Source organism: Mumia sp. zg.B21 (assembly GCF_019550855.1).
Classification (GTDB): Bacteria; Actinomycetota; Actinomycetes; order Propionibacteriales; family Nocardioidaceae; genus Mumia.
In genome coordinates this window covers 54,206-81,160 of sequence record NZ_JAHWCJ010000002.1, presented here as the reverse complement: position 1 = coordinate 81,160, position 26,955 = coordinate 54,206, and the positions used below count along the sequence as shown (strand labels likewise).

At 71.8% G+C, this 26,955-nt stretch carries 29 protein-coding genes; 16 read left to right on the top strand and 13 right to left on the bottom strand.

Features of this window, described 5'->3' with window-relative positions; translation table 11 throughout:
- Positions 1 to 87 precede the first annotated feature (87 nt).
- The gene (locus tag KV100_RS09100) at positions 88 to 690 is read left to right on the top strand and encodes a TetR/AcrR family transcriptional regulator (RefSeq protein WP_220342645.1); all 603 of its coding nucleotides are present in this window, start codon (positions 88 to 90) and stop codon (positions 688 to 690) included.
- A 3-nt stretch (positions 691 to 693) separates the two neighbouring features.
- On the opposite strand, the gene KV100_RS09095 is transcribed toward KV100_RS09100, so the two are convergent.
- Complete coding sequence (locus KV100_RS09095; protein ID WP_301022665.1) at positions 694 to 1,617, bottom strand: DMT family transporter; 924 nt, start codon at positions 1,615 to 1,617, stop codon at positions 694 to 696.
- Between the two features lie 105 nt (positions 1,618 to 1,722).
- On the opposite strand from KV100_RS09095, the gene nhaA reads away from it, so the two are divergent.
- Positions 1,723 to 3,123, top strand: a complete 1,401-nt coding sequence (gene nhaA, locus KV100_RS09090; RefSeq protein ID WP_220342644.1) for a Na+/H+ antiporter NhaA — start codon at positions 1,723 to 1,725, stop codon at positions 3,121 to 3,123.
- Here the strand turns inward: nhaA and KV100_RS09085 are convergent.
- Positions 3,091 to 3,645, bottom strand: a complete 555-nt coding sequence (locus KV100_RS09085; RefSeq protein WP_220342643.1) for a DsbA family protein — start codon at positions 3,643 to 3,645, stop codon at positions 3,091 to 3,093. The genes nhaA and KV100_RS09085 overlap by 33 nt on opposite strands.
- 81 nt (positions 3,646 to 3,726) lie before the next feature.
- Between KV100_RS09085 and KV100_RS09080 the strand changes: the two genes are divergently transcribed.
- The 4 genes from KV100_RS09080 to KV100_RS09065 are packed head-to-tail and all read left to right on the top strand — an operon-like array spanning position 3,727 to position 6,564.
- Positions 3,727 to 4,077 carry a UBP-type zinc finger domain-containing protein gene (locus KV100_RS09080; RefSeq protein ID WP_220342642.1) on the top strand — a complete coding sequence of 117 codons (351 nt, stop codon included), beginning with the start codon at positions 3,727 to 3,729 and terminating at the stop codon, positions 4,075 to 4,077.
- Between the two features lie 38 nt (positions 4,078 to 4,115).
- Positions 4,116 to 4,280 (top strand): hypothetical protein, encoded by a 165-nt coding sequence (locus KV100_RS09075; protein ID WP_220342641.1) that lies wholly within the window; start codon positions 4,116 to 4,118, stop codon positions 4,278 to 4,280.
- 50 nt (positions 4,281 to 4,330) lie between these two features.
- On the top strand, positions 4,331 to 5,170 hold the full coding sequence (locus tag KV100_RS09070) for a PhzF family phenazine biosynthesis protein (RefSeq protein WP_220342640.1): 840 nt from the start codon (positions 4,331 to 4,333) through the stop codon (positions 5,168 to 5,170).
- Entirely contained in the window at positions 5,167 to 6,564 is a 1,398-nt protein-coding gene (locus KV100_RS09065; protein WP_308291399.1) for an FAD-binding oxidoreductase, read from the top strand. The genes KV100_RS09070 and KV100_RS09065 overlap by 4 nt, the downstream gene beginning before the upstream one ends.
- On the opposite strand, the gene KV100_RS09060 is transcribed toward KV100_RS09065, so the two are convergent.
- Together KV100_RS09060 and KV100_RS09055 are read right to left on the bottom strand one after the other, a co-directional pair.
- Complete coding sequence (locus KV100_RS09060) at positions 6,477 to 7,052, bottom strand: hypothetical protein (RefSeq protein WP_220342639.1); 576 nt, start codon at positions 7,050 to 7,052, stop codon at positions 6,477 to 6,479. The two genes, KV100_RS09065 and KV100_RS09060, sit on opposite strands and share 88 nt — an antisense overlap.
- Positions 7,053 to 7,104: 52 nt before the next feature.
- Complete coding sequence (locus KV100_RS09055; RefSeq protein ID WP_255560567.1) at positions 7,105 to 8,034, bottom strand: DNA-3-methyladenine glycosylase; 930 nt, start codon at positions 8,032 to 8,034, stop codon at positions 7,105 to 7,107.
- A gap of 80 nt (positions 8,035 to 8,114) precedes the next feature.
- Here KV100_RS09055 and gluQRS point away from each other — a divergent pair, with 80 nt between their 5' ends.
- The 3 genes from gluQRS to KV100_RS09040 all read left to right on the top strand — a co-directional run bounded on the left by gluQRS (position 8,115) and on the right by KV100_RS09040 (position 11,132).
- The gene (gene gluQRS, locus KV100_RS09050; protein WP_220342638.1) at positions 8,115 to 9,005 is read left to right on the top strand and encodes a tRNA glutamyl-Q(34) synthetase GluQRS; all 891 of its coding nucleotides are present in this window, start codon (positions 8,115 to 8,117) and stop codon (positions 9,003 to 9,005) included.
- Positions 9,006 to 9,014: 9 nt separating this feature from the next.
- Positions 9,015 to 9,554, top strand: a complete 540-nt coding sequence (locus KV100_RS09045; protein ID WP_220342637.1) for a hypothetical protein — start codon at positions 9,015 to 9,017, stop codon at positions 9,552 to 9,554.
- Positions 9,555 to 9,650: 96 nt separating this feature from the next.
- Positions 9,651 to 11,132: an NAD-dependent succinate-semialdehyde dehydrogenase gene (locus KV100_RS09040; RefSeq protein WP_220342636.1), complete on the top strand. Its 1,482-nt coding sequence runs from the start codon at positions 9,651 to 9,653 to the stop codon at positions 11,130 to 11,132.
- Positions 11,133 to 11,253: 121 nt separating this feature from the next.
- Here KV100_RS09040 and KV100_RS09035 read toward each other — a convergent pair whose 3' ends face one another.
- Positions 11,254 to 11,691, bottom strand: a complete 438-nt coding sequence (locus KV100_RS09035) for an SRPBCC family protein (protein ID WP_220342635.1) — start codon at positions 11,689 to 11,691, stop codon at positions 11,254 to 11,256.
- Complete coding sequence (locus tag KV100_RS20150) at positions 11,672 to 13,333, bottom strand: NAD(P)/FAD-dependent oxidoreductase (RefSeq protein WP_220342634.1); 1,662 nt, start codon at positions 13,331 to 13,333, stop codon at positions 11,672 to 11,674. Before KV100_RS20150 ends, KV100_RS09035 begins: the two co-directional genes overlap by 20 nt.
- Positions 13,334 to 13,454: 121 nt before the next feature.
- Between KV100_RS20150 and KV100_RS09025 the strand changes: the two genes are divergently transcribed.
- Together KV100_RS09025 and KV100_RS09020 are read left to right on the top strand one after the other, a co-directional pair.
- Positions 13,455 to 14,903, top strand: a complete 1,449-nt coding sequence (locus KV100_RS09025) for an FAD-dependent oxidoreductase (RefSeq protein WP_220342633.1) — start codon at positions 13,455 to 13,457, stop codon at positions 14,901 to 14,903.
- A gap of 64 nt (positions 14,904 to 14,967) precedes the next feature.
- A complete protein-coding gene (locus KV100_RS09020) occupies positions 14,968 to 15,345 on the top strand; it encodes a VOC family protein (protein ID WP_220342632.1) in 378 nt (125 codons plus the stop codon).
- A 16-nt stretch (positions 15,346 to 15,361) separates the two neighbouring features.
- On the opposite strand, the gene KV100_RS09015 is transcribed toward KV100_RS09020, so the two are convergent.
- Positions 15,362 to 17,347 carry an ABC transporter ATP-binding protein gene (locus KV100_RS09015; RefSeq protein ID WP_255559825.1) on the bottom strand — a complete coding sequence of 662 codons (1,986 nt, stop codon included), beginning with the start codon at positions 17,345 to 17,347 and terminating at the stop codon, positions 15,362 to 15,364.
- A gap of 100 nt (positions 17,348 to 17,447) precedes the next feature.
- Between KV100_RS09015 and KV100_RS09010 the strand changes: the two genes are divergently transcribed.
- Both KV100_RS09010 and KV100_RS09005 read left to right on the top strand, forming a co-directional pair.
- Positions 17,448 to 18,014, top strand: coding sequence for a DJ-1/PfpI/YhbO family deglycase/protease (locus KV100_RS09010; RefSeq protein ID WP_220342631.1), 567 nt, complete (start codon positions 17,448 to 17,450; stop codon positions 18,012 to 18,014).
- Positions 18,015 to 18,093: 79 nt separating this feature from the next.
- Positions 18,094 to 19,191: a dipeptidase gene (locus KV100_RS09005; RefSeq protein WP_308291398.1), complete on the top strand. Its 1,098-nt coding sequence runs from the start codon at positions 18,094 to 18,096 to the stop codon at positions 19,189 to 19,191.
- Here the strand turns inward: KV100_RS09005 and KV100_RS09000 are convergent.
- The 3 genes from KV100_RS09000 to KV100_RS08990 all read right to left on the bottom strand — a co-directional run bounded on the left by KV100_RS09000 (position 19,172) and on the right by KV100_RS08990 (position 21,148).
- Positions 19,172 to 20,017, bottom strand: coding sequence for an NAD(P)H-binding protein (locus KV100_RS09000; RefSeq protein WP_220342630.1), 846 nt, complete (start codon positions 20,015 to 20,017; stop codon positions 19,172 to 19,174). The genes KV100_RS09005 and KV100_RS09000 overlap by 20 nt on opposite strands.
- Before the next feature lie 61 nt (positions 20,018 to 20,078).
- Positions 20,079 to 20,801, bottom strand: a complete 723-nt coding sequence (locus tag KV100_RS08995; protein WP_255566103.1) for an alpha/beta hydrolase — start codon at positions 20,799 to 20,801, stop codon at positions 20,079 to 20,081.
- A gap of 209 nt (positions 20,802 to 21,010) precedes the next feature.
- Positions 21,011 to 21,148 carry a hypothetical protein gene (locus KV100_RS08990; protein ID WP_220342628.1) on the bottom strand — a complete coding sequence of 46 codons (138 nt, stop codon included), beginning with the start codon at positions 21,146 to 21,148 and terminating at the stop codon, positions 21,011 to 21,013.
- An 87-nt stretch (positions 21,149 to 21,235) separates the two neighbouring features.
- On the opposite strand from KV100_RS08990, the gene KV100_RS08985 reads away from it, so the two are divergent.
- Positions 21,236 to 22,201: a GlxA family transcriptional regulator gene (locus tag KV100_RS08985; protein ID WP_220342627.1), complete on the top strand. Its 966-nt coding sequence runs from the start codon at positions 21,236 to 21,238 to the stop codon at positions 22,199 to 22,201.
- Between the two features lie 22 nt (positions 22,202 to 22,223).
- On the opposite strand, the gene KV100_RS08980 is transcribed toward KV100_RS08985, so the two are convergent.
- The 3 genes from KV100_RS08980 to KV100_RS08970 are packed head-to-tail and all read right to left on the bottom strand — an operon-like array spanning position 22,224 to position 24,998.
- Positions 22,224 to 24,443, bottom strand: a complete 2,220-nt coding sequence (locus tag KV100_RS08980; RefSeq protein ID WP_308291397.1) for a heavy metal translocating P-type ATPase — start codon at positions 24,441 to 24,443, stop codon at positions 22,224 to 22,226.
- A complete protein-coding gene (locus KV100_RS08975; RefSeq protein WP_220342626.1) occupies positions 24,440 to 24,658 on the bottom strand; it encodes a heavy-metal-associated domain-containing protein in 219 nt (72 codons plus the stop codon). Before KV100_RS08975 ends, KV100_RS08980 begins: the two co-directional genes overlap by 4 nt.
- A 49-nt stretch (positions 24,659 to 24,707) precedes the next feature.
- A complete protein-coding gene (locus tag KV100_RS08970) occupies positions 24,708 to 24,998 on the bottom strand; it encodes a metal-sensitive transcriptional regulator (RefSeq protein ID WP_220342625.1) in 291 nt (96 codons plus the stop codon).
- A 60-nt stretch (positions 24,999 to 25,058) separates the two neighbouring features.
- Here KV100_RS08970 and KV100_RS08965 point away from each other — a divergent pair, with 60 nt between their 5' ends.
- Entirely contained in the window at positions 25,059 to 25,496 is a 438-nt protein-coding gene (locus KV100_RS08965) for a PaaI family thioesterase (RefSeq protein WP_301022058.1), read from the top strand.
- 212 nt (positions 25,497 to 25,708) lie between these two features.
- Complete coding sequence (gene serA, locus KV100_RS08960; RefSeq protein WP_255559874.1) at positions 25,709 to 26,953, top strand: phosphoglycerate dehydrogenase; 1,245 nt, start codon at positions 25,709 to 25,711, stop codon at positions 26,951 to 26,953.
- Positions 26,954 to 26,955 lie beyond the last annotated feature (2 nt).

Genomic DNA, 26,955 nt, shown 5'->3' with positions numbered 1-26,955 from the left:
CGGGGCCTCGAGCCGGTTCGACAGACGCGGAGTCTCTGACCTGCGCCCTGTCGGTCACATACACAGTGTATGTCATATGCTGGGAGTATGCCACGCCCCCGCAGCAGACGCGAGCAGTACTCCGAGGAGACGCGTGAGGCGTTGCTCACGACGGCGACCTCGATGTTCGTCGAGCGCGGGTTCACCAAGACGGCCCTCTCCGAGGTCGCGTCGGCGGCGCAGGTCACGCGCGGCGCGGTCTATCACCACTTCAAGGACAAGCAGGACCTCTACCGCGCCGTGCTGGAGCGGACGGAGACCGAAGGGCTGGGCGCAGCCCGCGATGCCTTCCTCGCCCACGAGGACCCTGTTGCGGGCGCGTTCGCCGCGATGAGCGCCTATCTCGACCACGCCACGAACTCCGACTACGCCGAGATCGTGCTCCGGCAAGGCCCCATCGCGCTGGGCTGGGAGCAGTGGAAGGCGTGCGAGGAGGAGTACGCCGCAGGGCTGATCGAGCAGATCGTGACCCGCCTGGTCTCCTCCGGGCGCATCCCGGCCCTCCCGATCGAGACCACCTCGTCGGTGGCGTTCACGATGCTCGGGGGGTGCGCGATGACGATCGCCGCGGCGTCGCCCGACGACCGTCCTCGCGTCCGGGAGGAGTGCGGCGAGGTCCTGAGCCGACTGGTCCGAGGCCTGCTGGTCTGACGGTCACCGCCGGCGGAGGCGGGTGACGGCCACCCCCACCAGGCACAGCACGCCGCCGGCGAACCCGAGAAGGGTGGGCACCTCGGCGAGGAACAGCCAGGAGAGACCGATCGCGATCGCCGGCACCAGATAGGTGGTGGCGCTGGCGGGACCGGCACCGACGCGGCGGAGCGCGTACGCCCAGACCGTGAACGCGAGAGCGGTGGGGAAGAGCCCGAGGTAGACGACACCGAGGATCGCGCTGGTGGGCGCGTCGGCGGTCTCCTCCACCAGCTGCCCGACGAAGGGCAGGCACGTCACGACACCGATGACGCAGCCGAGCCAGGTCACCGTGAGCGGGCTGACCGTGCCCATGACCGGCTTCTGGAGCAGCACGCCCGCCGCGTACAGCACGGCCGCGAGGACGCAGAGGACGACCCCGACCAGGTCGTTGCGGGAGCCGTCACCGCCGAGCGCGATCAGCGTGACGCCGGCGAACCCGATCGCCAGGCCGATCACCAGGGTCTTGGGGAACCCCTCGCCGAGGAAGAGGCCGGCGATCACGGCGATGAGGATCGGGCCGAGCTGGACGAGCATCGCGGCGGTGCCCGCGTCGACGTGCTGCTCCCCGGCGTTGAGCGCGACGTTGTAGGCGCCGAACCACAGCACGCCGTAGCCGGCGATCAACCAGGCCGTGCGCCCCCGCGGCAGGCGCTCGCGTCGGGCCGACAGCTGCCGCGGGACGAAGAGCACCGAGAGTGCGATCGCCGCCACGGCCAGCCGACCGAGCGAGAGGGCACCGGGAGAGTAGCTCTCGCCGATCGCACGGATGCCGACGAACGCCGACGCCCAGAGGAGGACGGTGACGCCGAGCGCGGCGAAGGACAGGTCTCGCCCGGCGGGGACGGTGGTGCCGGGCTGGCCGGTGCCGGTGGTCGAGGTAGTCACCGCTCGACAATAAGGATCAGGTACGACAGCACACCATGCGACTCCTGCCGATCCCGCGTACGGATCGCGCCACCCACCAACCGGCGGTCTGGCACGCTGATGTCCGTGACCGACCCGATTCCCACCGGTGTCCCCACTCGTCCAGGACCGCGGCCGCGCGTCGTGGTGCCGTACCCGCGCCTGACCCCCGGGCTCCGTCGCTACTTCGCGACCGAGGGTGGGGGCGCCACGCTCCTGCTGGCCGCGTCGACCGCCGCGCTGGTCTGGGCCAACCTTCCGGGCGAGTCGTACGAGCACCTCTGGGAGACCGCGACGACCCTCGAGGTGGGGAGCTGGGGCGTGCACCTGTCCCTGCACGACTGGGTCAACGACGCCTTGATGGCGATCTTCTTCCTCGTCGTCGGACTCGAGGTCAACCGAGAGCTGACCGTCGGCGAGCTGCGCAGCTTCCGTGCAGCGTCGGTCCCGCTGTTCGCCGCGGTCGGAGGTCTCGCCGTCCCGATCGCTCTCTATCTCCTCATCGCGCCCTCGGGGCCGGACTCGGCGGGGTGGGGCGTCCCGATGTCGACCGACACCGCGTTCGTGATCGGCGTGCTCGCCCTCGTCGGCCCGCGGTGCCCCGACCAGCTGCGGGTCTTCCTCCTCACGCTCGCGATCTTCGACGACATCGGCGCGATCGCGCTCCTCGGCGCGTTCTACGCCGACGACCTGTCGATCAAGGCGCTCGTGCTGAGCGGTGTCCTCGTCGCGGTCCTGTTCGGGATGCGGTGGGTCGGCATCTGGCAGATCCCCCCGTACATCCTCGTCGGCATCGGGCTCTGGGTCACCGTCCTCGAGTCGGGCCTGCACCCGACCCTCGCGGGTGTCCTGGTCGGCCTGTCGGTCCCGACCCGACGGCGCGGTCGCGAGGACGAGGTTAGGCGCTACCTGGGGTTCTACGGTCGTGCGCTGATCGAGGACCTCGAGTCGTCGCGGTCGCGCCTGGCCGTCACCGCCGTACGCTCGGCCATCCCCACCAGCGACCGGCTGCTCGACGCGCTCCACCCGCTCAGCTCGTACCTGATCGTGCCGTTGTTCGGTCTGGCCAACGCAGGCGTGGTTCTGACCGGCGGCGCGATCGGCGACGCCATGAGCAGCCCGATCACGCTCGGTGTGGTCGCCGGCCTGCTCGTCGGCAAGGTCGTCGGCGTCACCCTCGGGGCGTTCGTCGCGCTCCGCACCGGGCTCGGGTCGCTCCCCGGGCGCGTCCAGTACGGGCACGTGGTCGGCGGCGCCTTCCTCTGCGGCATCGGCTTCACCATCGCGCTGTTCGTCAGCGAGCTCGCCTTCGACGACGAGGCGCTGCGCAACGAGGCCAAGGTCGGCATCCTCCTCGGGTCCTTGACTGCAGGGCTGGTCGGAGCGCTGGTGCTGCGCTACTTCGGCGACCGCCTGCCGTTGTGCTCTCCCGACGAGGCCGATGGGCCGCCTCCGCTACCGGAGGGGCCGTGGCGCGCGCCGGCGTGACAGCCCGACGGCTTCGCGGAGGTCCTTGACGGTGACCGCGTCGGTGTACGGCTCTCCGTTGACGAACAGCGTGGGGGTCCCGTGCACCCCTGCCTCGATGCCCTCGACGTAGTCGGCGCGGACCGCACTGGCGTAGGCCTGCGCCGCGTCACCGACGAGCTGGTCGGTGTCGAGGTCGAGCTGCTTCCCGTACCGCACGATCGAGGCGTCGTCGAGGCTGTTCTGGTTCTTGAAGAGCAGACCGGCCATCGGCCAGAACGCTCCTTGGTTGCCGGCGGCCTCCGCGGCCAACGCGGCGGTGAGCGCGAACGGATGCACCGTGAACAGCGGGAAATGGCGCCAGATCAGGCGAACCTGTCCCTCGGAGCCCTCGATCAGGTCGTGCAGCACCGGCTTGGCCGCCCCGCAGTAGGGGCACTCGAAGTCCCCGAACTCCACGATCGTGAACGGCGCCTCAGGGTTGCCGTACGACCAGCGGAAGGCGAACTCGTTGTCGTGCTCGCGCTCCTCCTCGTCAGCCATGGCTCCATCGTGGCACGGGCTTCGACAGGTGGCGGGCGACCGGGCGACGTAGCCTGTGACGGGACCCGAAGGGGGGCTGCCATGACGGACGGCATCGACGTGAGCGTGCCACCGAGCGGACCTGGGTGCGCGGAGTGCGACGCGGCCGACCCGCAGGGGTGGTGGTTCCACCTGAGGCGCTGCGCCCAGTGCGGGCACGTCGGCTGCTGCGACTCCTCGCCGGCCGCGCACGCCACGGCCCACTGGAAAGCCACCGGGCACCGCTATGTCCAGTCGTACGAGCCGGGCGAGGACTGGTTCTACGACTACGAGGAGGAGTCGATCCTCACCGGCCCCCAGCTGGCGCCGCCGACCTCGCACCCGGACGACCAGCCGTCCCCGGGACCCGCCGGCCGGGTGCCTCGCGACTGGATGATGCACGTACCGCGCTGAGCGGTGACGATGTCGGGACGCGGTCCTACGCTCTCCCCATGACCGACACGACCGAGGACCGTGACATCGCGTGGGCCCGCGGGCGGACCGACGAGCTCGGCGACCTCATGCGGACCAGTGGCCAGATCGGCGACGAGGTCCCGGTCGGGCCCGAGGCGTCCGGGACCGAGCGGCTGGTCGCCTTCCTGGGTCGCCGGTCCTAGGTTGTCGGTCCGACCGTGGCGCCGACCTGGTCCGGGCTAGCGTGACCTCCATGCCTGACGTGCTGCGCTACACCGCGTTCTCCGACCACCCGGCGGGCGGCAATCCCGCTGGCGTCGTGCTCGACGCTGCTGGGATGACCGAGTCGGAGATGCTCGCGACGGCGGCCGAGGTCGGCTACTCGGAGACGGCGTTCCTCGTGCCCCGTGACGAGGGCGGGCGGGTCTACGACGTCCGCTACTTCGCCCCCGAGGCGGAGGTCCCGTTCTGCGGGCACGCGACCATCGCGTCCGCCGTCGCGGTGGCCGAGCGCGCGGGTGCCGGCGCGCTCACCATGCACACGCCGGCCGGGACGATCGACGTGGACACGGTCGAACGCGACGGTCGGCTGTGGGCGACGCTGACCAGCGTGGACCCGCAGGTCGTCCCGGCCGACACGTCCCTCGTCGCCGAGGTGCTCGACGCGCTCGGATGGGCTCGCGACGACCTCGACCCCCGCTATCCGGTCTCGTGCGCCAACGCCGGCGTCTGGCACCTCGTCCTCGTCACCCGAACCCGCGAGCGGCTCGCACGACTGTCGTACGACTTCGACCAGCTCCGCGACGTCATGGAGCGGTCTCGGCTCACCACCCTCCAGCTCGTCTGGCCCGACCACTACGACACCTACCAGTCGCGCAATCCTTTCCCGGTCGGTGGTGTGGTCGAGGACCCTGCCACCGGAGCGGCCGCAGCTGCCTTCGGGGCCTACCTCGCTCACCACGGCCTCGCCTCGCCGGCCGCGTCGTTCACCATCGAGCAGGGTGTCGACATGGGCCGGCCGAGCCTCATCCATGTGACCCTGAGCAGCGACTCGCCGCGCGTGCGGGTCAGCGGCAAGGCCGTCGCGCTGTGAGCGACGCACCCCTGGTCAACGGTGGAGTCTCCTACTGGATGAGCGAGCTCGGCCGTACCAAGCCCACCCGTCCGCCGCTCGGGGGCGACCACCGGGTCGACGTCGCGATCGTGGGCGGGGGCTTCACCGGACTCTGGACCGCCTACTACCTCGCACAGGCCGAGCCGACCCTGCGGATCGCGGTGCTCGAGCGCGAGGTCTGCGGCTACGGTGCGTCGGGTCGCAACGGTGGCTGGCTCACGTCGGCGATGGCGGGCTCGCGGGAGGTGTACGCCGCAGCCCGTGGCCGCGAGGGCGTCGTGGCGCTCAGCGAGGCGATGAAGGCGACGGTCGACGAGGTGATCGCCGTCGCAGCTTCCGAGGGCATCGACGCCGACGTGGTCAAGGGCGGCGAGCTCACCGTCGCCTGCAACGCGGCGCAGGACGAGCGGCTCCGGGCCGACCACGCGTACGCCGAGTCCTGGGGCGACCACGACCACGAGCTGCTGGACGCCGGCGACGTCGCCGCCCGGGTCGCCGTCGCCGAGGCGGTCAGCGGCCTCTGGACCCCGCACTGCGCACGCCTCCACCCCGCCAAGCTGGTCACCGGGCTGGCCGCCGCGGTCGAGCGCCTGGGCGTCGAGGTGTACGAGGGCACTGCGGTGACCGCGATCGAGCCGCGTCGCGTCCGGTTCCGGAGCGGGTCGGCGACGGGCACCGTCGCCGCGACGTACGTCGTGCGGGCGACCGAGGGCTTCACCGCTTCCCTGCCAGGTCTGCGGCGCACCTGGCTCCCGATGAACTCCGCGATGGTCGTCACCGAACCGCTGGGCGCGGCCGTCTGGGACACCATCGGCTGGTCGGGCTACGAGACGGTCGGCGACCAGGCCCACGCCTACATGTACGCCCAGCGGACGGCCGACGACCGGATCGCGATCGGCGGTCGCGGCGTGCCGTACCGCTATGGCTCGCGCACCGACCACGACGGCGCGACCCAGCGCGCGACCATCGACAGCCTTCGTGACGTGCTCGCGCGGCGCTTCCCCGCAGCCGCCGGCGCTCGTCTGGACCATGCCTGGGCGGGGGTGCTCGGGGTCCCGCGCGACTGGTGCGCGACGGTCACGCTCGACCGTACGACCGGGCTGGCGGCCGCGGGCGGCTACACCGGGCACGGGGTGGCGACCACGAACCTGGCCGGGCGGACGCTGCGCGACCTCGTCCTCGGCGAGGAGAGCGCCCTGACGGCGCTGCCGTGGGTCGGTCACCGCACCCGGCGCTGGGAGCCCGAGCCGCTGCGGTGGCTGGGGGTGCAGGCGATGTACGCGGCCTATCGTGCGGCGGATCGCCGCGAGGACTCGCGAGGCGGGCGGACGTCGCGGATCGCCCGGCTCGCCGATGCCGTCAGCGGCCGGTGAGACAGCACCGCGCGCCTGAAGGCGCTGCGGGCGAAGACGGGTGTGCGGACGGGCTCGGGGGTCGTGGTGGTGGCCTCGCGCCTGCGCCGAGCCGCGGCGTCGTGCCGACCGAGCGCCAGACCGACGGTGGAACAACCCCACGCCCCGACGACCAGCCCGGGTGAGAGCACCAGGAGGTCGTCGCGGAGCAGCGTCACGTCGGTGCCTCCAGCGGCGATCGCGCTCGCGGCCCACTGCCAGGTGACGCAGACGACGGCGGACACGACGCCGACGCAGGCCCACAGGGGGTAGGGCTTGGGGAGCCCTCGCCGCCCGTCGCGGAGCGCGACGGCTCCGGCCGTCGCGAACCACACCGCTGTGGTCACGACCGCGGATGCGATCGTCGCGTCGGGGGTGCCGCCGACCAGGAGCCCGACGGTCCGTCCGAGGACGATCCAGACTCCCAGCAGCACGACAACCCGGAGCGCGACGTCCCCCGAACGTCGCATGAGGACATCATGACCCGAGTCGGCTGATACGGCACGAGAGTGACCGATCCGGTCAGCGGCGCCGGTGGTCCATCAGGGTGAGGCGAGGGCCGCGGCGCGGACGGCGGAGCACCCCGTCGGCGTACAGCAGGTTGATCACCCGGCCCCGGTGGCCGCGCCAGGGCTCCAGGATCTCGAGCATCGCCGCGTCGTCGACCGGCTCGCCGACGAAGGCCCAGCCGACGTCCTTGGCCAGGTTGTAGTCGCCGACCGAGACGGCGTCGGGGTCACCGAGACGCTGCCTCACCTCGGCGCTGGTCCACACGCCGATGCCCGGGAGCGACCGCAGCCCCGCCGACACCTCGGCGTACGACCGGTCGACGAGCCGCTCGACGGCCGTGGCCCGCTGCGCGGCCTGCACGACGGTGCGGGACCGTGCAGGGTCGACTCCGGCGCGGTGCCACGCCCACGAGGGGAGCGCGCGCCACTGCTCGGGCGCGAGCGGGACGACCATCGGGACCGGGGTAGGTCCGGGGGCGGGCTCGCCGTGAGCGCGGAGCAGACGCCGCCAGGCTGCGTACGCGTCGACGGAGGGCACCCGCTGCTCGAGGATCGCGGGGACGAGCGTCTCGAAGATCCGGCGCTGGGTGGGCAGGCGGAGGCCCGGGTGACGCTGCAGAGCACGCGCGACGAGCGGGATGCGCGGCTCGAACCCCGACCAGTCGTCTTGGTGGCCGAGCAGCCCGGGGACCTCGTCCAGCAGCTCGTCGGTGCCGTCGCCCCAGGCGTCGACGGTGATCTCTCCGGCGACCTCGGCGACCCGGTAGGTGACCGGGCCGGACCGCATGCGCCCCGCTCGCCACACCGCACCGTCCGAGGCGACGTGGTGCGCCGGGTCGTACGGCCCCTTGCCGAGCCTGCCCAGCGTCCAGCGCACGTCGACCGCGCCGGCAGGACGCCAGGTGCGCGAGGCGCCGGAGCGAAGTGCGGGAGAGGTCGTCACCCTTCGATCGTGACACGTGCCCCCGACTCTCCTGCGTAGGATGCCGTCCTGATGAGTGGAACTCTCTGCCTGGCGCACCCATGAACGGCCGCTACGCCCCGAGCCCGTCGGGTGACCTCCACGTCGGCAACCTGCGGACCGCGATGCTCGCGTGGATGTTCGCCCGCTCGACCGGTCGGGGCTTCCGGATGCGGGTGGAGGACCTCGACCGGGTCCGCCCAGGAGCCCAGGAGCGGCAGCTCGCCGACCTCGCTGCGCTCGGCATCGACTGGGACCCCCCGGTGGTCCTCCAGTCGTCGCGGCAGGCGGACTACGCGGACGCCGTCGCGACGCTCGCCGCGCGGGGACTGACCTACGAGTGCTTCTGCACGCGCCGCGAGATCGCCGAGGCTGCGTCGGCCCCGCACGGCGTCCCGGGCCACTACCCGGGGACGTGCCGCCGGCTGAGCGACGCCGAGCGTGAGGCCCGCCGCTCGCAGCGCCCCGCGGCGCTCAGGCTCGCGTCGGACGTCGACGAGTTCGCCGTCCACGACGTCCTCCACGGCACCGTCACCGGGCCGGTCGACGACCTCGTCCTGGTCCGCAACGACGGTGTGGCGGCGTACAACCTGGCAGTCGTCGTCGACGACGCCGCGATGGACGTCGACCAGGTCGTGCGGGGCGACGACCTGCTCACGTCGGCGCCTCGGCAGGCCTACCTGGCGACGCTCCTCGGCATCACGCCGCCGGAGTACGCCCACGTCCCGCTCGCGCTCAACACCGAGGGCAAGCGACTGGCCAAGCGCGACGGCGCCGTGACCCTCGCAGACCTCGAGGTGCTGGGGTGGACGTCGGCCGACCTGGTCGCGGCGATCGCGGACTCGTTGGGGATGTCAGCGCGCGACGCCGCGGGGATGCTGGCCGAGTTCGACCCCGCCGCGCTGCCCCGTACCCCGTGGGTCTTCGTCCCACCCGAGGCTCCGGCTGCTTGACTCGGAGGCGTGCTCGACGCCTACTTCCGCGAGACGCCGCTGTCCGGCATCGGCGTCGTGCTGGCGCTCCTCCTCGCCACCACGCTGGCGGCGGTGGCGCTCCGGACGGGGACCGTCTCGCCGCTGCGGGTCTGGTTGTACGCCGCCGCGCTGGGGTCGTACGCCGCCGTCACGATGATGCCGGGGGCACTCGACCAGGGCTGGCGCTGGGTCAGCCCGTTGGGTCTGCACGTCGACCCGCCACGGTGGGATGCCCTGCTGACCGGGATCGACTCCCGCTCGCTCAACGTCTGGGCCGGGCTAGCGCTAGGAGCCTCGGCCGTGCTGCTCTCGCTGGAGCTGCGCCAATGGTGGCCGTCGCTCGTCGTCCTCGCCGCCCCGTGGCTTGTGGAGTGGTGGCAGGCGGTCATGCCCACCGCCCGCGACGGGTTGTCGGGTGAGGACGTGGGGGACAACCTCTACGGGATCGCGGTCGGGGCCGTGATCGGTCTGCTCCTCCACGCGGGGCTGGTGCTGGTCGAGCGTCGAGCGGGTACCCACGACGTGTAACGGTCTGGTCGGCGCGGGCGACATCTCGCCCCGTGCACCGGCGGGGCCGTCGCGAGAGGATCGTCGGGAACGCCGCGTACGTACGAGGAGGTCACCATGCCGGTGAACGGTGGAGTTCTGCAGGGTCGCGAGTCCGAGGTCGTCGCCGGGGTGCATCCCCAGCTCTTCATCGGAGGCAAGTGGCGTGACGCCGAGGGTCAGAAGACCTTCGCCGTCGAGGACCCGTCCACCGGCGAGACGATCGCGCACGTCGCCGACGCGTCGGTCGCCGACGGGCAGGCCGCGCTCGACGCCGCGGTGGAGGCACAGTCCGACTGGGCCAGGACGCCGCCGCGAGAGCGCGGCGAGATCCTCCGTACCGCCTTCGAGCTGATCACCGCCCGCGCCGACGACCTCGCGCTGCTGATGACGCTGGAGATGGGCAAGCCGCTGTCGGAGTCCAAGGCCGAGATCGCGTACGGCGCGGAGTTCTTCCGCTGGTTCTCCGAGGAGGCCGTACGCATCAACGGCCGCTACGCCGTCGCGCCCAACGGGGCGACGCGTCTGCTCACGCTCAAGCAGCCGGTCGGGCCGTGCCTGATGATCACGCCGTGGAACTTCCCCCTCGCGATGGGCACCCGCAAGATCGGCCCGGCGATCGCCGCGGGCTGCACGATGGTCGTCAAGCCGGCCGGGCTCACGCCGTTGACGATGCTCGCGCTCGCCGACCTCCTCACCGAGGCAGGGCTGCCGGAGGGCGTCCTGAACGTCGTGACGACGAGCTCGACCGGCGAGGTGATGGAGCCGCTGATCCGCGACCCGCGCCTGCGCAAGCTCACGTTCACCGGGTCGACGCCGGTGGGCCGCAAGCTCATCGAGCAGAGCGCCGAAGGCATCCTGCGGGTGTCGATGGAGCTCGGCGGCAACGCGCCCTTCCTCGTCTTCGAGGACGCGGATCTCGACAAGGCCGTGGACGGCGCGATGCTCGCCAAGATGCGCAACGTGGGTGAGGCCTGCACCGCGGCCAACCGCTTCCTCGTCCACGAGTCCGTCGCCGACGAGTTCGGCCGCCGGCTCGCCGAGCGGATGGGCGCGATGAGCATCGGGCGCGGCTCGGAGGAGGGCGTCGAGGTCGGTCCGCTGGTGGAGGGGAAGGCGCGCGACAAGGTCGCCGAGCTGGTCTCCGACGCCGTCGAGACCGGCGCGACCGTGCTCACCGGCGGCGAGGTCCCGGACGGGCCGGGCTACTTCTACCCGCCCACCGTCCTCGCCGGAGTCAGCCCGGACGCCCAGGTCTTCCGCGAGGAGATCTTCGGACCCGTCGCGCCGGTCTTCACGTTCTCCTCCGACGAGGAGGCGATCCGGATGGCGAACGACACCGAGTACGGCCTCGTCGCGTACGCGTTCACGGAGAGCCTCGCGCGCGCCGTACGGGTCTATGAGGGTCTCGAGACCGGGATGGTCGGGATCAACCAGGGCGTCGTCTCCAACCCCGCCGCGCCGTTCGGGGGCGTGAAGGCCTCCGGCTTCGGCCGTGAGGGTGGCGCGGAGGGCATCGACGAGTACCTCGAGGTGAAGTACGTGGGCCTCGCGCTCTAGGGCCCGGCCCGCGCCCATTTCCCCCGCCCCCGTCCCCGATTTGTGCAGTTGGTGAAGGTTCTTCGACGCGAGACCTTCACCAACTGCACAAATCGGGGACGGGACGGACGGGACCGGTCGGCTAGAGGTGGCGGCCCTCGGCGAGGAACGCCAGCCGACGGAGCGACTCACGGTTGCGCGCCTGGAGGCCGACGGACTCCACGGGCTTCGGAAGGAGCTTCGCGGGCCCGCTGACGGTGTGCTCCTCCATCTCGACCGTCGTCGTCGCCCCGTTGTCCTCGAGCGTGAGACGGACGACGCCCTCGCCGAGCGGCCACGCGCGGACGCGGAGCTCGAGCCGCCGTCCCGGATCGCAGGCGACGACGCTCGTGGTGTCGTCGATGAGCATCGGCCACGTCCCGACCGAGTGGTGGATCTTGGTGCCCGGCTCAGGGAACCCGTCGTCGACCCGACGGATGCGGGAGGCGCCGACGACCCATCCGGCATAGGTCCAGCCGTCGGCGAGGACGGCGAAGACCTGGTCGGCGGGGGCGGCGATCTCACGTGAGACGACGGTCATCAGGTGCTCCTTCTCGAAGGGTGGGGACATCTCCGCGGCGCAGACGGGCGACGAGCGGACGCGCGCGGCGGAGCAGGGCAGGTTCGGCGAGCACGGCGCGGGCCGCGTTCGCCCCGGGGGCTCCGTGCACACCGCCGCCGGGGTGGGCCGACGCCGAGGCCAGGAACAGACCGGGCACCGGGGTCGAGGCTCGACCGTTGCCCGGGACGGGACGGAAGACGAGCTGTTGGTGGATCGCGGAGGTGCCGCCGTTGATGGCACCCCCGACGAGGTTCGCGTCCCGAGCCTCGAGCTCGCGCGGACCGAGGACCCGTCGAGCGACGATCCGGCTCGCGAGGTCCGGGGCATGGGCCTCGAGCCGGCGTTGCATCCGATCGGCGAAGCGCTCGACCTCGTCGCGGTCCCAGCGACCCGTGATGCGGTCACCGCCGGCGTCGTGCCGGACGTCCTGGGGCACGTGCGCGTAAGCCCAGAGGGCCTCGGTCCCCGCCGGGGAGCGGGTCGGGTCGGCGGTGGTCATCTGGCCGACGAGGACGAACGGCTCGCCGGGCACGGTGTGCGCGTTGATCTGCGCGGTCGTCTCGGCGATCTCGCTCACGGAGTCGGCGAGATGGACTGTGCCGGGCGGGGCGTCCGGCGGCGACGACCAGGGCACCGGGCCGTCGAGCGCCCAGTCGACCTTGATCGTCCCCGGGTCGAGCTGGAACCGCTGCATCCGACGGCGCAGGCGCGCGGGGAGCTCGGCCTCCGGGATCAGGTCGCCGTACAGCGACGAGGCCACGACGTCGGCCACGACCGCACGTCGGGCGGTGACGACCTCGCCGTCCGCGACCCGGACGCCGACCGCTCGTCCGTCGCGGAGCAGGACACGGTCGACGCGCGACGAGGTACGGATGTCGCCCCCCAGGGAGGCGAACCGCCGTGCCAGCGCCGCCGAGAGCCGGCCGGCCCCACCCCGAGGCACCGGGAACCCGACGGTCTGCCCCAGCATCGTCATGAGTAGACCCATCAACCCCGAGCCGGCGGCGTCGGCGGGGATGTCGGCGTGCGCGGCGTTGCCTGCGATCAGCAGGCCCGCGCCTGGACCCTCGAAGCCGTCGCTGCCGAGGGCGGCCGCGGGCTCCAGCAGACGGCGTACGTAGTCGATCCCTCCGACCGAGCGCAGCGCCCACAACGTCCTGGCCCCGGCACGCAGCGGCGGGAACGGCGTCGTCAGGGCGTCGACCATCGCGTCGCCGACGTGACGCCAATCGTCGACCCAGGCGCGCCAGCGGTCGCCGTCGCCGGAGCCGAGCGCCTCGAGGGACCGGGCGGTCGCGTCGACGTCACGGTGCAGCATCGCCCACGAGCCGTCAGGGAGCGGGTGCCCGAGGACGGCGGGCGCGTGGCTCCACTCCAGACCGTGCCTCTCGAGGCCGAGCCCGCCGATCGCGCCCGACGCCGCCGCGAGGGGATAGAACGAGCTGAACGTGTCGTGCTCGTAGTCGGGGTGCACGTCGCGCGCGCTGCGCACGGCTCCACCCACCTCCGGCTGCGCCTCGAGGACGACCACGTCGAGTCCCGCGTCGGCGAGGAGGTTCGCCGCCACGAGACCGTTCGGCCCGGCCCCGACGACGACCGCGTCGTACTCGGTCGTGGCCACGTGAACTCCCTCTCGGATCCGGTAGACGGCCCCCCGGCGGTACCCCTGGAGGGCGGTCTGAAACCCCGCGTGTCCTGCGCGAGGCTGGGTACCGGTGAGCCCGACGGAAGGAACGAACCCGATGCACTCCTGGTGGTACGACCAGAACCCTGACCGCCCGACCTACTCCCCGCTGAGCGAGGACCTCTCGTGCGACGTCGTCGTCGTGGGCGCGGGCCTGGTCGGGGCCACGACCGCGCTCGCGCTCGCTCGCGCCGGAACCTCGGTCGTCGTGCTCGAAGGGCGCACCGTCGCTGCCGGGACGACAGGGGGTACGACCGGCAAGGTGAGCCTCCTCCAGGGCTCGCGCCTCTCGACGCTCCAGCGGCACCACCCCGAGCGCCTCCGGGGCTACGTCGAGGCCAACCGCTCCGGCCAGGAGTGGATCCGAGCGTTCTGCCAGAGCAGCGGTCTGCCGTACGACGTCCGCGACGCGGTGACGTACGCGACGACCGCGCACGGCGAGAGCCAGCTGCGGCGCGAGCACGAGGCGTGCGTGGAGGCAGGACTGCCGGTGGTGTGGGAGGACAGCCTCGAGCTCCCGTACGAGGTGCGAGGCGCGATCCGGCTCGCCGGGCAGGGGCAGATCGATGCCGTCGCGGTCACCGACCGCATCATGGCCGATGCCGTCGAGGCGGGGGCGCGGCTCTTCGAGCAGACCCGTGTCCTTCGCGTGGACGGCGGTGAGAGGCCCCGGGTCCGGACCGAGCACGCGACGGTCGACGCGCGCCACGTCGTCCTCGCCACCGGGATACCGATCCTCGACCGTGGCGGCTTCTTCGCCCGCCTCTCCCCGGAGCGGTCGTACGCCGCCGCCTTCCGCACCGACGGTCCCGCGGTGGACGCGATGCACCTGTCGATCGACACTCCGACCCGCTCCCTGCGGACGTCGACGCCCGACGAGTCGGTGCTCGTCGTCGGCGGCAACGGGCACACCACCGGGCGCGCCCGGTCCGAGGCGCAGAAGGTCGACGACCTCGTCGCCTGGTCCCAGAGCACCTTCGGCGTGGGGGACCCGCTGGCCACGTGGTCGGCGCAGGACTACGCGCCCGCCTCCGGTCTGCCCTACGTCGGCAAGCTGCTGCCGAACCGCGGGGCGGTCCACGTCGCGACCGGCTTCAACAAGTGGGGGTTGGCGATGGGTGCGGCCGCGGGCCTCGCCCTCGCCGGTGACCTCTTGGGCGAGACGCCCTCGTGGCGCGACGCTGTCAGCTCCTGGCGCCGACCCGCGCTGCGTGATGCGGCGAAGGCGGCTGAGCTCAACGCGTCGGTCGGTGTGGAGATGGGCAAGGGATGGGTCTCGGCCGCGGTGACGCGCGACGGCGCCCCGCCGTCGGTCGGCGGGGTGCCGCCCTGCGCGGACTCCGGTAACGGCGCGCCGGTCTCGGCGGTCTGCACCCACCTCGGCGGGATCGTGGAGTGGAACGACGCCGAGCGGTCCTGGGACTGCCCCCTGCACGGGTCGCGGTTCGCCGAGGACGGCTCGGTCATCGAGGGTCCGGCGACCCGTCCGCTCAAGCCGTGCCGGTGAGTTCCGCACGCTGAGCCGGTCAGCACCGGGAGGGTCCGGACGTGACCCCGCAAGGAGGGCGACCATGCTTGCCGACTCACCGGCCTTCAGCGGCTTCTCGGTCGACGACACCGCGGCCGCGCAGGCCTTCTACTCCGACACGCTCGGCCTCGACGTGGAGGAGCAGGACGGGATGCTGACGCTGCACCTCGCGGGCGGCCGCGACACGCTCGTCTACCCCAAGGGCGACCAGCACCAGCCGGCGTCGTTCACCGTCCTGAACTTCCCGGTGCCCGACATCGAGACGGCCGTGGACACCCTCGCCGGGCGCGGTGTGTCGTTCGAGAGGTACGAGGGCACGCCCATGGCCACCGATGCCACGGGCATCTTCCGTGGAGGAGGACCGCTCATCGCGTGGTTCACCGACCCCGCGGGCAACGTGCTCTCGGTGATCCAGCAGTAGCCAGACGCGAGGCAGGTCAGAGCGGGACGTCGGCGCGGACGTGGTCCTCACGGTCGTGGAACACCGCGCCGTCGCGGAACACGACACCGTCGCGGAAGCGGCCCTCGATCTCGCCGCCGCCGAACTGCTCGACGTAGAGCCGCGAGTACAGCCCGCCCTCGGCGAGCAGCTCTGCGTGTGTGCCCTGCTCCACCAGCCGGCCCTCCTCGAGCCCGAAGATGACGTCGGCGTTCTGGATCGTCGACAACCGGTGCGCGATCGCGATCGTGGTGCGCCCGACGGTCGCGCGCTCGAGAGCGTCCTGGACGAGGCGCTCGGTCTCGGTGTCGAGCGCCGACGTCGCCTCGTCGAGGATGAGGACCCTGGGGTTCATCAGGAACACTCGCGCGATCGCGATCCGCTGCTTCTCGCCCCCTGACAGCCGGTAGCCGCGCTCACCGGTCACCGTCTGGTAGCCCTCGGCGAAGCTCATGATCCGGTCGTGGATGTTGGCGTCGCGCGCAGCCTGCTCGACCTCCTCCGGCGTCGCGCCCTCCTTGGCGTACGCGATGTTGTCGTAGACGGTGCCGTGGAAGAGGTACGGCTCCTGCGTCACCATCCCGGCCGTGGTCGCCAGCGAGTGCTCGGTCGCGTCGCGGACGTCGACGCCGTCGATGAGGACGGCGCCGTCGGTCACGTCGTAGAAGCGGGGTACGAGGTACGTCATGGTGGTCTTGCCCGATCCCGACGGCCCCACGATGGCCGCGAGCTGACCCGGCTCGACCGTCAGCGAGACGTCCTGCAACGTCCAGCGCTCCTCCGTCACGGGGTCCTGGTCGTCGGTGCCGCGGGGCTGCTGGATGCCCACGAGCCGCGGTGGCGGGTAGCGGAACCACACGCCGCGGAACTCGACGCGTCCTCCCTCTCCGGTGTCGGGAAGCGGCCGGGCGTCGGGCCGCTCGACGATCGCCGGCTCCAGGTCGAGGTACTCGAAGATCCGTCGGAACAGCGCGAGCGACGTCTGGACGTCGAGGGTGACGCGCATGAGCTGGATCAGGGGCATCTGCAGCCGGGCTTGCAGCGTGGTGAACGCGACGAGGGTGCCCGCCGTGAGCGCGGCGCCGGAGGAGTCCAGCCGCCCGGTCAGCATCAGGCCCGAGACGAGATAGATCAGGGCCGGTGTGATCGCGAAGAACGTCTGGACCATCGCGAAGAACGTCCGGCCCGTCATCGCGGCCCTGACCTGGAGGTGGGTCTGGCGGTGGTTCTCGTCGCGGTAGCGCAGCGTCTCGCTCTCGGCGCGGTTGAACACCTTGGCGAGGAGGATCCCGGAGACCGACAGCGCCTCCTCGGTGATCGCGGTCATCTCCGACAGCGACTCCTGGGTCTTGCGGGCGAGCCGTTGGCGCCGCCGCCCGACCCGCACCTGGATGACGACGAACACCGGCATCAGGATCAACGTGATGATCGTGAGCTGCCAGGACAGGATCACCATCGCGACGAAGGCCGAGAGCACCGTGACGGCGTTCTGGAGGATGGTGGTCGCGGTGTCGGTCAGCACCGTCCGTACGCCGCTGACGTCGTTGGCCAGGCGCGACTGGATCGCCCCGGTCTTCGTCGCGGTGAAGAAGCCGAGCTCCATCGTCTGCAGGTGCGCGAACAGTCGTCCGCGCAGGTCCGCCATCGCGGAGTTCCCGATCGTCGACGTCAGATAGTTCTGGCCGATCGCGATCAGCGAGGTGACGACCGGGATCGCGCACAGCCCGGCGACCAGCCACCCGAGGAGCCCGAGGTCGGGGCCACCACCACCGGGCGGGAACAAGGCGTCGTCGAACACCGCCTTGGTCAGGAACGGCGCGAGCGATGCCAGCACGGCGCCGGCGACGACGGCGAGGCCGACGAGCAGCATCTTGCGCTTGTACGGCGCGAGGAGGTGGGCGATCCGCGGCAGCACCCGCCCCGCGTCCTCCCGGGTGACGGCGCGGCGCGCGGCCCGCGCCGTCTCCTCCATCGATGACGTCATGGGTCGAGCGTAGGTCGCATCCGGCGGGGCGAAGGTGTGACGGCTCCCCACGTGGGTACCTGGCGGAGGCAACCTTCCGCTAGTCGAGAGGAGACATCTGATGTCCAAGCCCGACCTCAGCGGACGCCGAGTCCTGGCCCTGGTCAGCAACTACGGCGTCGAGCAGGACGAGCTCGTGGTGCCCGTCGACCACCTGCGTGAGCACGGGGCCGAGGTCGATGTCGCCGCGGTGGAGGACGACCCGATCGAGACCCTGGTCGGCGACAAGGACCCCGGCAAGTCGGTCACTCCCACGACGACGATCTCGCAGGTGGACCCGTCGGCGTACGACCTGTTGCTGCTCCCGGGCGGCACCATCAACGCCGACCAGCTCCGCCTCGACGAGGACGCGGTCGGGGTCGTGACGGCGTTCGAGAGCAACGGCCGTCCGATCGCCGCGATCTGTCACGGTCCGTGGGCGCTGGTCGAGGCCGGCGTCGTCGACGGCCGACGGCTCACGTCGTACGCCTCGCTGCAGACCGACATCCGCAACGCCGGAGGCCAGTGGGTCGACGACGCCGCGGTGGTCGACGACAGCCGGACGCCGACCTTGATCACCTCGCGGACGCCGAAGGACCTCGAGGACTTCCTCCGGGAGATCGACAGGGCGCTTTCGGGGTCCCGATAGCTCGCGTGCGGACCCGTCGCGTGACACGCTCCACGACGGGTCCGTGCGCGACCAGCTCCTGGCGTGCCAGGGTTGCCCGGTGAATCCAGCGGCGTCCTCCTCACCCCATCCCGCAGCCCGGCTCGCGGTGACCGGCGACCCGACGGTGCGCTCGGCGCTGGAGAAGGCGCTGGTCTTCGACGGCCACAACGACCTCGCGTGGGAGTCGCGGGTCGAGGCGGCGTACGCGACGGACGGCCTGGGAGAGGTCGCTCCGCACGGGCGCTTCCACACCGACGTCCCGCGCCTGCGCCGTGGCGGGGTCGGCGCACAGTTCTGGTCGGTGTTCGTGCCGACGTCGCTCGCGGGTGCCGACGCGGTCGAGGCGACCCTCGAGCAGATCGACTTCGTCCACCGGCTGGTGGCGGCCTACCCGGACGACCTCGCGCTCGCACGGACGGGCGACGACGTCCGGGCGGTGTGGGCCGACGGCAAGGTGGCCTCCCTGCTGGGCGCCGAGGGCGGTCACAGCATCGACGACTCGCTCGCCGTGCTGCGGGTGCTCTCGCGGCTCGGCGTCGCCTACATGACCCTCACGCACAACGACAACACGGCGTGGGCCGACTCCGCGACCGACGAGCCGGTCCACGGCGGTCTCACCGACCTCGGTCGCGACGTGGTTCGGGAGATGAACTGGCTCGGGATGCTCGTCGACCTGTCCCACGTGGCGACGACGACCATGCACGACGCCCTCGACGTCACGGCGGCGCCGGTGATCTTCAGCCACTCCAGCTGCCGCGCGGTGACCGACCACCCTCGCAACGTGCCGGACGACGTGCTGCTCCGCCTGCGTGACAACGGGGGCGTGCTGATGGTGGCCTTCGTGCCGAGCTTCCTCAGCGAGAGCTGGGCGCGCTGGCGTCACGGCGGCGAGGTCGGCCCCGAGCCTCGGGTCACCGTCCAAGACGTCGTGGACCACATCGAGCACGCTCGTGAGGTGATGGGCGTCGAGCACGTCGGGCTGGGCGGTGACTACGACGGCTTCGTGCGGTTCCCCGTCGGTCTGGAGGACGTCTCGACCTACCCGCGCGTCCTCGAGGCGCTCGCAACCCGGGGGTGGAGTGCCGACGACATGGCGGCGCTCGCGGGCGGCAACGCGCTCCGCGTGCTCGACGCGGTCACGTCCGGCGGCCGCTGAACACCTCCGCCACCGTGGTCGCGGGGCGCCCCAGCAGCGCGGGAACGTCGTCGCTCACGTGCTCCAGCTCGCCGTCGGCGACGGCGGTGTAGGTGCTGACCCACGCCTCGACCAGCCAGCGCGGTGCCTCGTACCGTGCCCGGCTGGCGAACGCCTCCTGCACCGTCTCGGCGACGTACCGGTGAGGTCTGCCGGTCGCCGTGGTGAGGAGCGCCGCGATCTCGTCGAGCGTCAGGGCCTCGGGCCCGGTGAGCTCGTACGTCCTGCCCGTGTGCGCTGTGGGGTCCTCGAGCACGTGTGCGACCACCGCCGCCACGTCGGCCTGGGAGACGGAGGCGACCCTGCCGCGACCGGCAGGCCCGCGGATCACGCCGTCGTCGCCGAACATCGCCTGGATCGCCTCGGTGTAGAGGTTGTCGCGCAGGAACGTCCACTCCACCGGAGCGGCGGCGATCAGCTCCTCGGTCGCGCCGTGGTCGCGGGCGAGGAGGAACCCTGCGTCCGGACCCGCCCCGACGAACGACAGGTAGACCAGCTGGCGTACGCCCGCAGCGACCGCCGCGTCGACCGCCGTACGGTGCTGGGCGACGCGGTCGGCCGACTCTGTCGCCGAGACCAGAAAGAGGGTGTCGAGCCCTTCGTACGCCGCCCGGCATGCGTGCGCGTCGTCGTACGAGGCGACCGCGACCTCCGCCCGGGGCAGAGTCGGCGTGCGTGCCGGATCGCGGACGATCAGCCGCGTGGCATACCCGCCGTCGGCGAGGTGGCGTGCGGCCGCCCGGCCGACGCGGCCGGTCGCTCCCGTGATGCCGATGAGGGTGGTCATGCCCCCGATCGTGGCACGGGAGTCTGGGGGTGCGTCGCCTCTCCGCTCTGAGAACGTGGCGTCACCTCAGGTGCCGGGCGAAGAACCTGGCCGCGTCGTCCGCCGCGAACGGCGGAACCCCGGTGTGCCCGCCCATGTTGGCTTGCAGCGTCTTCTCCTGGGAGCCGAAGGCATCGAAGAGGTCCAGTGCCCGCTGCCGGTCATTCCCTTCGTCGTCCCACTGCAGAAGGACGTGCAGCGGCACGGTGATCTGACGGGCCTCGTCGAACATGACGCGCGGCACGAAGGTTCCGGCGAACAGCCCTAGCGCCGCGATGCGTGGCTCGACCAGCGCCAGCCTGATCCCGAGGGCGGTCACCCCGCCCGAGTAACCGACCGGGCCGCTGATCCCTGGCAGCGCGAGGAGGTCGTCCAGGAGCGTCCGCCACTCGGGGACGGCGTTCTCGACCAGGGGAAGGACCAGCCTGTCGACGATCTCGTCGACGGGCTCGCCGGCCAGCACCGCTCGCCGCAGGTCGGCCCGGGCCTGCTCGGCGTCGGCCGACGGAGGTCGACCGCCGGCCCCTGGCAGCTCGATCGTGGCCGCGGCGAAGCCGTTCGCTGCGGAGTGTCTCGCTCGCCCCACCAGCCGCGGGTACATCGTTCGAAGCCCGCCAGGGTGACCCATGAGGAGCACCGGCGCTGGCGAGGACGTGGGGGTCCACAGCATGCCGGGGATGCCGCCGAGGGTGAACTCTCGTTCGAGGACGCCGTCGTCGAGGCGCTCTTCGGAGGTGATGCGCATGGTCGTGCCTTTCGGAAGTGCTTGAACGGCGCTCCCGGACGACCTATCGCCCGGCTGTGACCTCACCGAGGAGCACCCACGTCATTGCGTTCACGGGTAGCACCTCCTCGTTCTGTCGCACAGCGTGCGGAAAGGCTAGCAAGGACCCTTGTCCGGGTCGACCAATGTGGGGCTCCCGCCTCCGCTGATCGGTCTCGGTGCGCGTCGCCTCAGTCCTTGGGCTGGCTGTGGGTCGCGATCGCCTGGAGCTCCGACCGCAGGCGCTGCGCGTCGCGGTTGCCGTTGCCGACGCGGAACGCCGGGAAGCGTGGGCTGGTCGTGATCAGATGCTTTCGTGAATGCCTCATGGCAACAACCATGCGCTCGTACAGATCGAGACAGAAGGTGTGTAAAAGTCGTTGACCGCACAGATCCTGCCACGTAGCGTCGACTCCATGATCCGTACGGTCTCTGCCTTGGTCACCGACGACGTCACCGCCTTCGAGCTGGGGGTGGTGTGCGAGGTCTTCGGGATCGACCGGACCGAGGATGGCGTCCCGCCGTTCGACTTCCGGATCTGCGGCCCGGAGGCAGGAGTTCCCGTCCGCCTCTCGGTCGGCGGGTCGATCGTCCCCGACCATGGTCTCGACGGGCTGCTGGGGGCCGATCTCGTCGCCGTCGTCCCGTCGTGGCGACGGACCGGCGAGGCGCTCGCGCCGCTGGACGAGGCGATCCTGTCCGCTCTGCGCGCCGCTCACGCCTCCGGAGCCACGATGCTCAGTCTCTGCAGCGGCGCGTTCATCCTCGCGGAGGCGGGGCTGCTCGACGGGCGCCCGTGCACGACCCACTGGCGCCATGCCGCCCTGCTCCGCACGATGTTCCCGGTCGCGGAGGTCAACGAGGACGTCCTCTTCGTCGACGACGGTGACATCGTCACGAGCGCCGGTACGGCGGCCGGGATCGACGCCGCACTCCACCTCGTGCGCCGGGAGATCGGGAGCGAGGCCGCCAACGCGATCGCGCGCCGCATGGTGGTGGCGCCGCAGCGCGACGGTGGTCAGCGGCAGTTCATCGACCATCCCGTGCCCGAGTGCAGCGACGACATGTTCGCCGAGGTGCTCGACTGGATGGTCGAGCACCTGGAGGAGCAGCAGCCGGTCTCGCGCCTGGCGGAGCTCGCCGGGATGTCGCCGCGGACGTTCGCTCGTCGCTTCACCGCAGAGACGGGGACGACGCCGATCCAGTGGCTGGCTCAGCAGCGGATCCTCCGGGCCCGCACTCTCCTGGAGTCGACCGACCTCGACATCGACCACGTCGCGCACCGCTGCGGCTTCTCGTCCGGCACGCTGCTGCGTCACCACTTCCGGCGGCTCGTCGGGGTGACGCCGGGGGAGTACCGCAAGACCTTCGCCCTGGCGTGAGCGAGGCGCGGCGCGGGACGGGTCAGAGGTTGCGCAGCCGCAGCGAGTTCGTGACGACGAGCACCGAGCTCGCGGCCATCGCGGCGCCGGCGATCAGCGGGTTGAGGAAGCCGGCCGCCGCGAGCGGGATCGCCGCCACGTTGTAGCCGAACGCCCATCCGAGGTTCTGCTTGATGGTGCGCAGCGTACGGCGCGACAGCTCGATGGCCCGGGGAGCGAGACGCAGGTCGCCGCGGACGAGGGTCAGGTCCGACGCCTCGATCGCCACGTCGGTGCCGGTGCCCATGGCGATCCCGAGATCGGCGACGGCGAGGGCCGGTGCGTCGTTGACCCCGTCACCGACCATCGCGACCGTACGCCCGCGGGCCTGCAGGTCGGCGACGGCCGCGGCCTTGTCCTCCGGCAGCACCTCGGCGACGACCTCGGTGATGCCGACCTCGCGCGCCACGTCCTCGGCGACCGAGCGTCGGTCGCCGGTGAGGAGGACTGGCTCGAGGCCGAGCGCGCGCAGCCGGCGTACGGCCTCGGCCGACGTCGGCTTGACCCGGTCCGCCACCGCGACGACCCCACGAACCTCGCCGTCGACCGCCACGTGGACCGGCGTGGTCGCAGGACCGGTGTCCGGCAGGCCGTCAGGAAGGCTCGATCCCTGCTCGAGGAGCCACGGGAGGCGTCCGACGAGAACCTTGCGGTCCTCGACCACGCCGCCGACCCCGAGCCCAGTCGTGGTGACGAACTCGTGCACCTCGGGCAGGTCCCCCGCCTCGCGGGCCGCCGTCGTCACCGCACGGGCCAGGGGGTGCTCCGACGCCGCCTCGACCGCACCGGCGAGCCGCAGGAGCTCGCCGGCGTCGGTGCCGGCGACGGTCTCCACGCCGACGACGTGCATCGCTCCCTCGGTCACCGTGCCGGTCTTGTCGAGCACGACGGTGTCGACCCGGCGGGTGGACTCGAGGATCTCCGGGCCCTTGACGAGGATGCCCATCTGCGCCCCGCGGCCGGTCCCGGCCAGGAGCGCCGTCGGCGTCGCGAGCCCGAGAGCGCAGGGGCAGGCGATGATGAGGACCGCGACCGCCGCGGTGAACGCCTCCGTGGGCGTCCCGCCCGCCAGCAACCACCCGGCGAGCGTGGCGAGGGCGATCACGATGACGACCGGCACGAAGACGGCGGAGATGCGGTCCGCGAGGCGCTGGACCGGCGCCTTCCCGCTCTGCGCGTTCTCCACCAGGCGTGCCATCTGAGCGAGCTGCGTGCCCCCGCCGACGGCCGTGGCGCGGACGACGAGCCGGCCGCCGGCGGCGACCGTCCCGCCCACGACACGGTCACCGGGCGTGACGTCCACCGGGACGCTCTCGCCGGTCAGCATCGCAGCGTCGATCGAGGCGCTGCCCGAGACGATGTCACCGTCGGCGGCGACCTTCTCGCCCGGTCGCACCACGAACGTGTCGCCGACCCCGAGCTCGGCGACGGGGACCTCGACCTCTCGGTCGCCACGGAGCACGGTGACCCGCTTGGCGCCCAGGGAGAGGAGCGCACGGAGGGCGGCGCCGGAGTCCCGCTTGGCGCGCTGCTCGAGATAGCGACCGAGCAGGATGAAGACGGTGACCGCGCTGGCCACCTCCAGATAGATCTCATCGGCGCCCGACCCCTGGGCGAACCAGGTGAGCTCCATCGTCATGCCGGTCATGCCGGCCTGACCCCAGAACAGCGCATAGACGGACCAGGCGAACGCGGCGGTGACGCCGATCGAGATCAGCGTGTCCATCGTCGCGGCACCGTGGCGCGCGTTGACCAGCGCGGCACGGTGGAACGGCCAGGCGCCCCACACCGCGACCGGAGCGGCGAGCGTGAGCGCGAGCCACTGCCAGTTGTCGAACTGCCACGCGGGAACCATCGACAGCACCAGGACCGGGGCCGCGAGGAGCGCCGAGACCACGAGCCGCTGCCGCAGGGACACCAGCTCGGGATCCTCGTCGGGCGTGGCGCCGGAGCCGGTCGCGTCCCCCGTCGCGGCCGGCTCCGGCAGATCACGGACGGGAGCGGCGGAGTAGCCCGTCTTCTCGACGGTGGCGACGAGGTCGGCCACGTCGACGAACGCCGGCGCGGACACGTACGCCCGCTCGGTCGCGAAGTTGACGGACGCCTCGACGCCCTCGAGCTTGTTGAGCTTCTTCTCGACACGGGCGGCGCACGAGGCGCAGGTCATCCCGCCGATGTCGAGCTCGTGGGTCTGGAGCGTCACGACCCCACGACCTGATAGCTCCCCGCCTCGTCGACCGCGGCCGCGACGGCGGCGTCGTCGAGCGGGACGTCGCTGGTCACGTGCACCGACGAGGTGCCGCCGGCGACGAGGTCGACGTCCACGGACCGGACGCCCTCCAGCGCCCCGATCTCCTCCTTGACGGCGCCTGCGCAGTGGCCGCAGGTCATCCCGGTGACGTGGTAGGTCGTGTTCATGATGGGCTCCTCGAGAGTCGGTCGAGCAGGGTACGGGGAAGGGCTGGGGTCACGACCGCACGAGGCGAGCGATCGCGGCGGAGGCCTCGGCGATCTTTTCCTCAGCCCTGTCGCCGGAGGCGATGGCGTCGTGGACGCAGTGCGAGAGGTGCTCGTCGAGCAAGGTCAGGGCGACGGACTCCAGCGCCTTGGTGGCGGCGGAGACCTGGGTGAGGACGTCGATGCAGTAGACGTCCTCCTCGACCATCCGCTGGAGCCCGCGGACCTGACCCTCGACGCGCCTGAGCCGCTTGAGGACTGCGGCCTTGTCGTCGCTGTAACCGGGTGCGTGGGTGTCCATGCCGCCGAGAATACCCCTAGGGGGTATGAGGGACAAGACCTCGGTGGGCACACTCGTCGTGTGACTGATGCAACGGCGTCCATGTCGGAGACCGGCCTCGGCGGAGCCCTCGGCTTTCGCTTCGTGGAGCTCTCCGGTGACCGCGCGACCATCGAGTGGACCGTGGGAGCGCAGCACCTCCAGCCGTTCGGGATCGTCCACGGCGGTGTGCACTGTGCGGCCCACGAGAGTGCCGCCAGCATGGGCGCGCAGGCGTGGCTCCGCGACAGGGGTCTGGTGGTCGGGGTCAACAACAACACCGACTTCCTCCGGCAGGCCCGCGAGGGCGAGACGCTCCGTACGGTCGCGACGCCGATTCACCGCGGGCGGACGACCCAGCTGTGGGAGATGAACACGACGAACGCCGAGGGGAAGCTCGTCGCCCGCGGACAGGTCCGTCTCGCCCACATCCCGGGGACGCCGCCCGAGGAGTTCCTCGCTCTGCTTGGCGCCGAGTAGGCCCGAAGCGCGGAATGCGTTCGGCCGTGCCGGGAGGACGACCTAGACTGGTCCGGTCGCGACTGGCGTTCAGGTGGGTCGACCACCAGGGAGCGACACACCAGCACAGACCGCGGGACCGTACGCCTGGGCCCTGGGTCGACCGCCACCTCCGGGGTGGACCGACCTGACCAGGAGGACTCGTCCCCGTGACGACACAGACGCTCTACACCATGACCTCAGACCTTCCCGTGACCACGCCACGGCTCGAGGACCACGACATCCGTGTCCTCCTGCTGGAGAACATCCACGCCGACGGCGCCGAGTTCCTGCGCGCGCAGGGCTACCAGGTGGAGACGCGCACCGGCGCCCTCGGCGAGGACGAGCTGATCGAGGCAGTCCAGGGCGTTCACCTCCTCGGCATCCGCTCCACGACGTACGTCACCGAGCGCGTGCTCGCGCAGGCGCCCGACCTCCTCTCGGTCGGCGCCTTCTGCATCGGCACCAACCAGATCGACCTCAAGGCGGCGGCGGCCCGCGGGGTGGCCGTCTTCAACGCGCCGTACTCCAACACGCGCTCGGTCGTCGAGCTCGCGATCGGCGAGATCATCTCGCTCGCGCGCCGGCTCAACGAGAAGACCAACGACATGCACGCCGGCATCTGGAACAAGTCCGCGCAGGGCAGCCACGAGATCCGTGGCCGCAAGCTCGGCATCGTGGGCTACGGCAACATCGGCAGCCAGCTGTCCGTGCTGGCTGAGGCCCTCGGCATGCAGGTCTCCTACTACGACGTGGCCGACAAGCTCGCGCTCGGCAACGCCAAGCGGTGCGCGACGCTCCACGAGCTGCTCGAGACCGTCGACGTCGTGACGCTGCACGTCGACGGCCGGCCCGGCAACGCCGGCCTCTTCGGCGCCGCGGAGTTCGCGCGGATGAAGCCGCGCTCGCTCTTCCTCAACCTCTCCCGCGGCATCCTCGTCGACACCGTCGCGCTGCGGGCGCACATCGAGTCGGGCCACATCGCCGGTGCCGCCGTCGACGTGTTCCCCGTGGAGCCCAAGAAGCAGGGCGAGCCGTTCGAGTCCGACCTTCGCGGGCTCCCCAACGTGATCCTCACGCCGCACGTCGGCGGCTCGACGATGGAGGCTCAGCAGGACATCGGCCGCTTCGTCTCGGGCAAGCTGCACTCGTACCTCGTCGACGGATCCACCGACCTCTCCCCGAACCTGCCGCACCTGCAGCTGCCGTCGTACGGCGACCACCACCGTCTCGCGCACATCCACCACAACGTGCCGGGCGTGCTGTCGGCCATCAACGTGGTGCTCGGCGACCACGGCGTCAACATCGACGGTCAGATCCTGGGGACTCGCGGCGAGATCGGCTACGTGCTCACCGACATCGACAAGCAGCTCGAGCCCGAGACGCTCGCGGCGCTCGGCACGCTGCCCGAGACGATCCGGCTCCGCCAGCTCACCTGACG

Excerpts from the sequence above, each read along its gene's own strand:
- KV100_RS09100 (WP_220342645.1), top strand. The coding sequence starts at position 88 with ATGCCACGCCCCCGCAGCAGACGCGAGCAGTACTCCGAGGAGACGCGT.
- KV100_RS09085 (WP_220342643.1), bottom strand. The coding sequence starts at position 3,645 with ATGGCTGACGAGGAGGAGCGCGAGCACGACAACGAGTTCGCCTTCCGC.
- KV100_RS09080 (WP_220342642.1), top strand. The coding sequence starts at position 3,727 with ATGACGGACGGCATCGACGTGAGCGTGCCACCGAGCGGACCTGGGTGC.
- KV100_RS09075 (WP_220342641.1), top strand. The coding sequence starts at position 4,116 with ATGACCGACACGACCGAGGACCGTGACATCGCGTGGGCCCGCGGGCGG.
- KV100_RS09070 (WP_220342640.1), top strand. The coding sequence starts at position 4,331 with ATGCCTGACGTGCTGCGCTACACCGCGTTCTCCGACCACCCGGCGGGC.
- KV100_RS09060 (WP_220342639.1), bottom strand. The coding sequence starts at position 7,052 with ATGCGACGTTCGGGGGACGTCGCGCTCCGGGTTGTCGTGCTGCTGGGA.
- gluQRS (WP_220342638.1), top strand. The coding sequence starts at position 8,115 with ATGAACGGCCGCTACGCCCCGAGCCCGTCGGGTGACCTCCACGTCGGC.
- KV100_RS09040 (WP_220342636.1), top strand. The coding sequence starts at position 9,651 with ATGCCGGTGAACGGTGGAGTTCTGCAGGGTCGCGAGTCCGAGGTCGTC.
- KV100_RS09035 (WP_220342635.1), bottom strand. The coding sequence starts at position 11,691 with ATGACCGTCGTCTCACGTGAGATCGCCGCCCCCGCCGACCAGGTCTTC.
- KV100_RS09025 (WP_220342633.1), top strand. The coding sequence starts at position 13,455 with ATGCACTCCTGGTGGTACGACCAGAACCCTGACCGCCCGACCTACTCC.
- KV100_RS09020 (WP_220342632.1), top strand. The coding sequence starts at position 14,968 with ATGCTTGCCGACTCACCGGCCTTCAGCGGCTTCTCGGTCGACGACACC.
- KV100_RS09015 (WP_255559825.1), bottom strand. The coding sequence starts at position 17,347 with ATGACGTCATCGATGGAGGAGACGGCGCGGGCCGCGCGCCGCGCCGTC.
- KV100_RS09010 (WP_220342631.1), top strand. The coding sequence starts at position 17,448 with ATGTCCAAGCCCGACCTCAGCGGACGCCGAGTCCTGGCCCTGGTCAGC.
- KV100_RS09000 (WP_220342630.1), bottom strand. The coding sequence starts at position 20,017 with ATGACCACCCTCATCGGCATCACGGGAGCGACCGGCCGCGTCGGCCGG.
- KV100_RS08995 (WP_255566103.1), bottom strand. The coding sequence starts at position 20,801 with ATGCGCATCACCTCCGAAGAGCGCCTCGACGACGGCGTCCTCGAACGA.
- KV100_RS08990 (WP_220342628.1), bottom strand. The coding sequence starts at position 21,148 with ATGAGGCATTCACGAAAGCATCTGATCACGACCAGCCCACGCTTCCCG.
- KV100_RS08985 (WP_220342627.1), top strand. The coding sequence starts at position 21,236 with ATGATCCGTACGGTCTCTGCCTTGGTCACCGACGACGTCACCGCCTTC.
- KV100_RS08975 (WP_220342626.1), bottom strand. The coding sequence starts at position 24,658 with ATGAACACGACCTACCACGTCACCGGGATGACCTGCGGCCACTGCGCA.
- KV100_RS08970 (WP_220342625.1), bottom strand. The coding sequence starts at position 24,998 with ATGGACACCCACGCACCCGGTTACAGCGACGACAAGGCCGCAGTCCTC.
- serA (WP_255559874.1), top strand. The coding sequence starts at position 25,709 with ATGACCTCAGACCTTCCCGTGACCACGCCACGGCTCGAGGACCACGAC.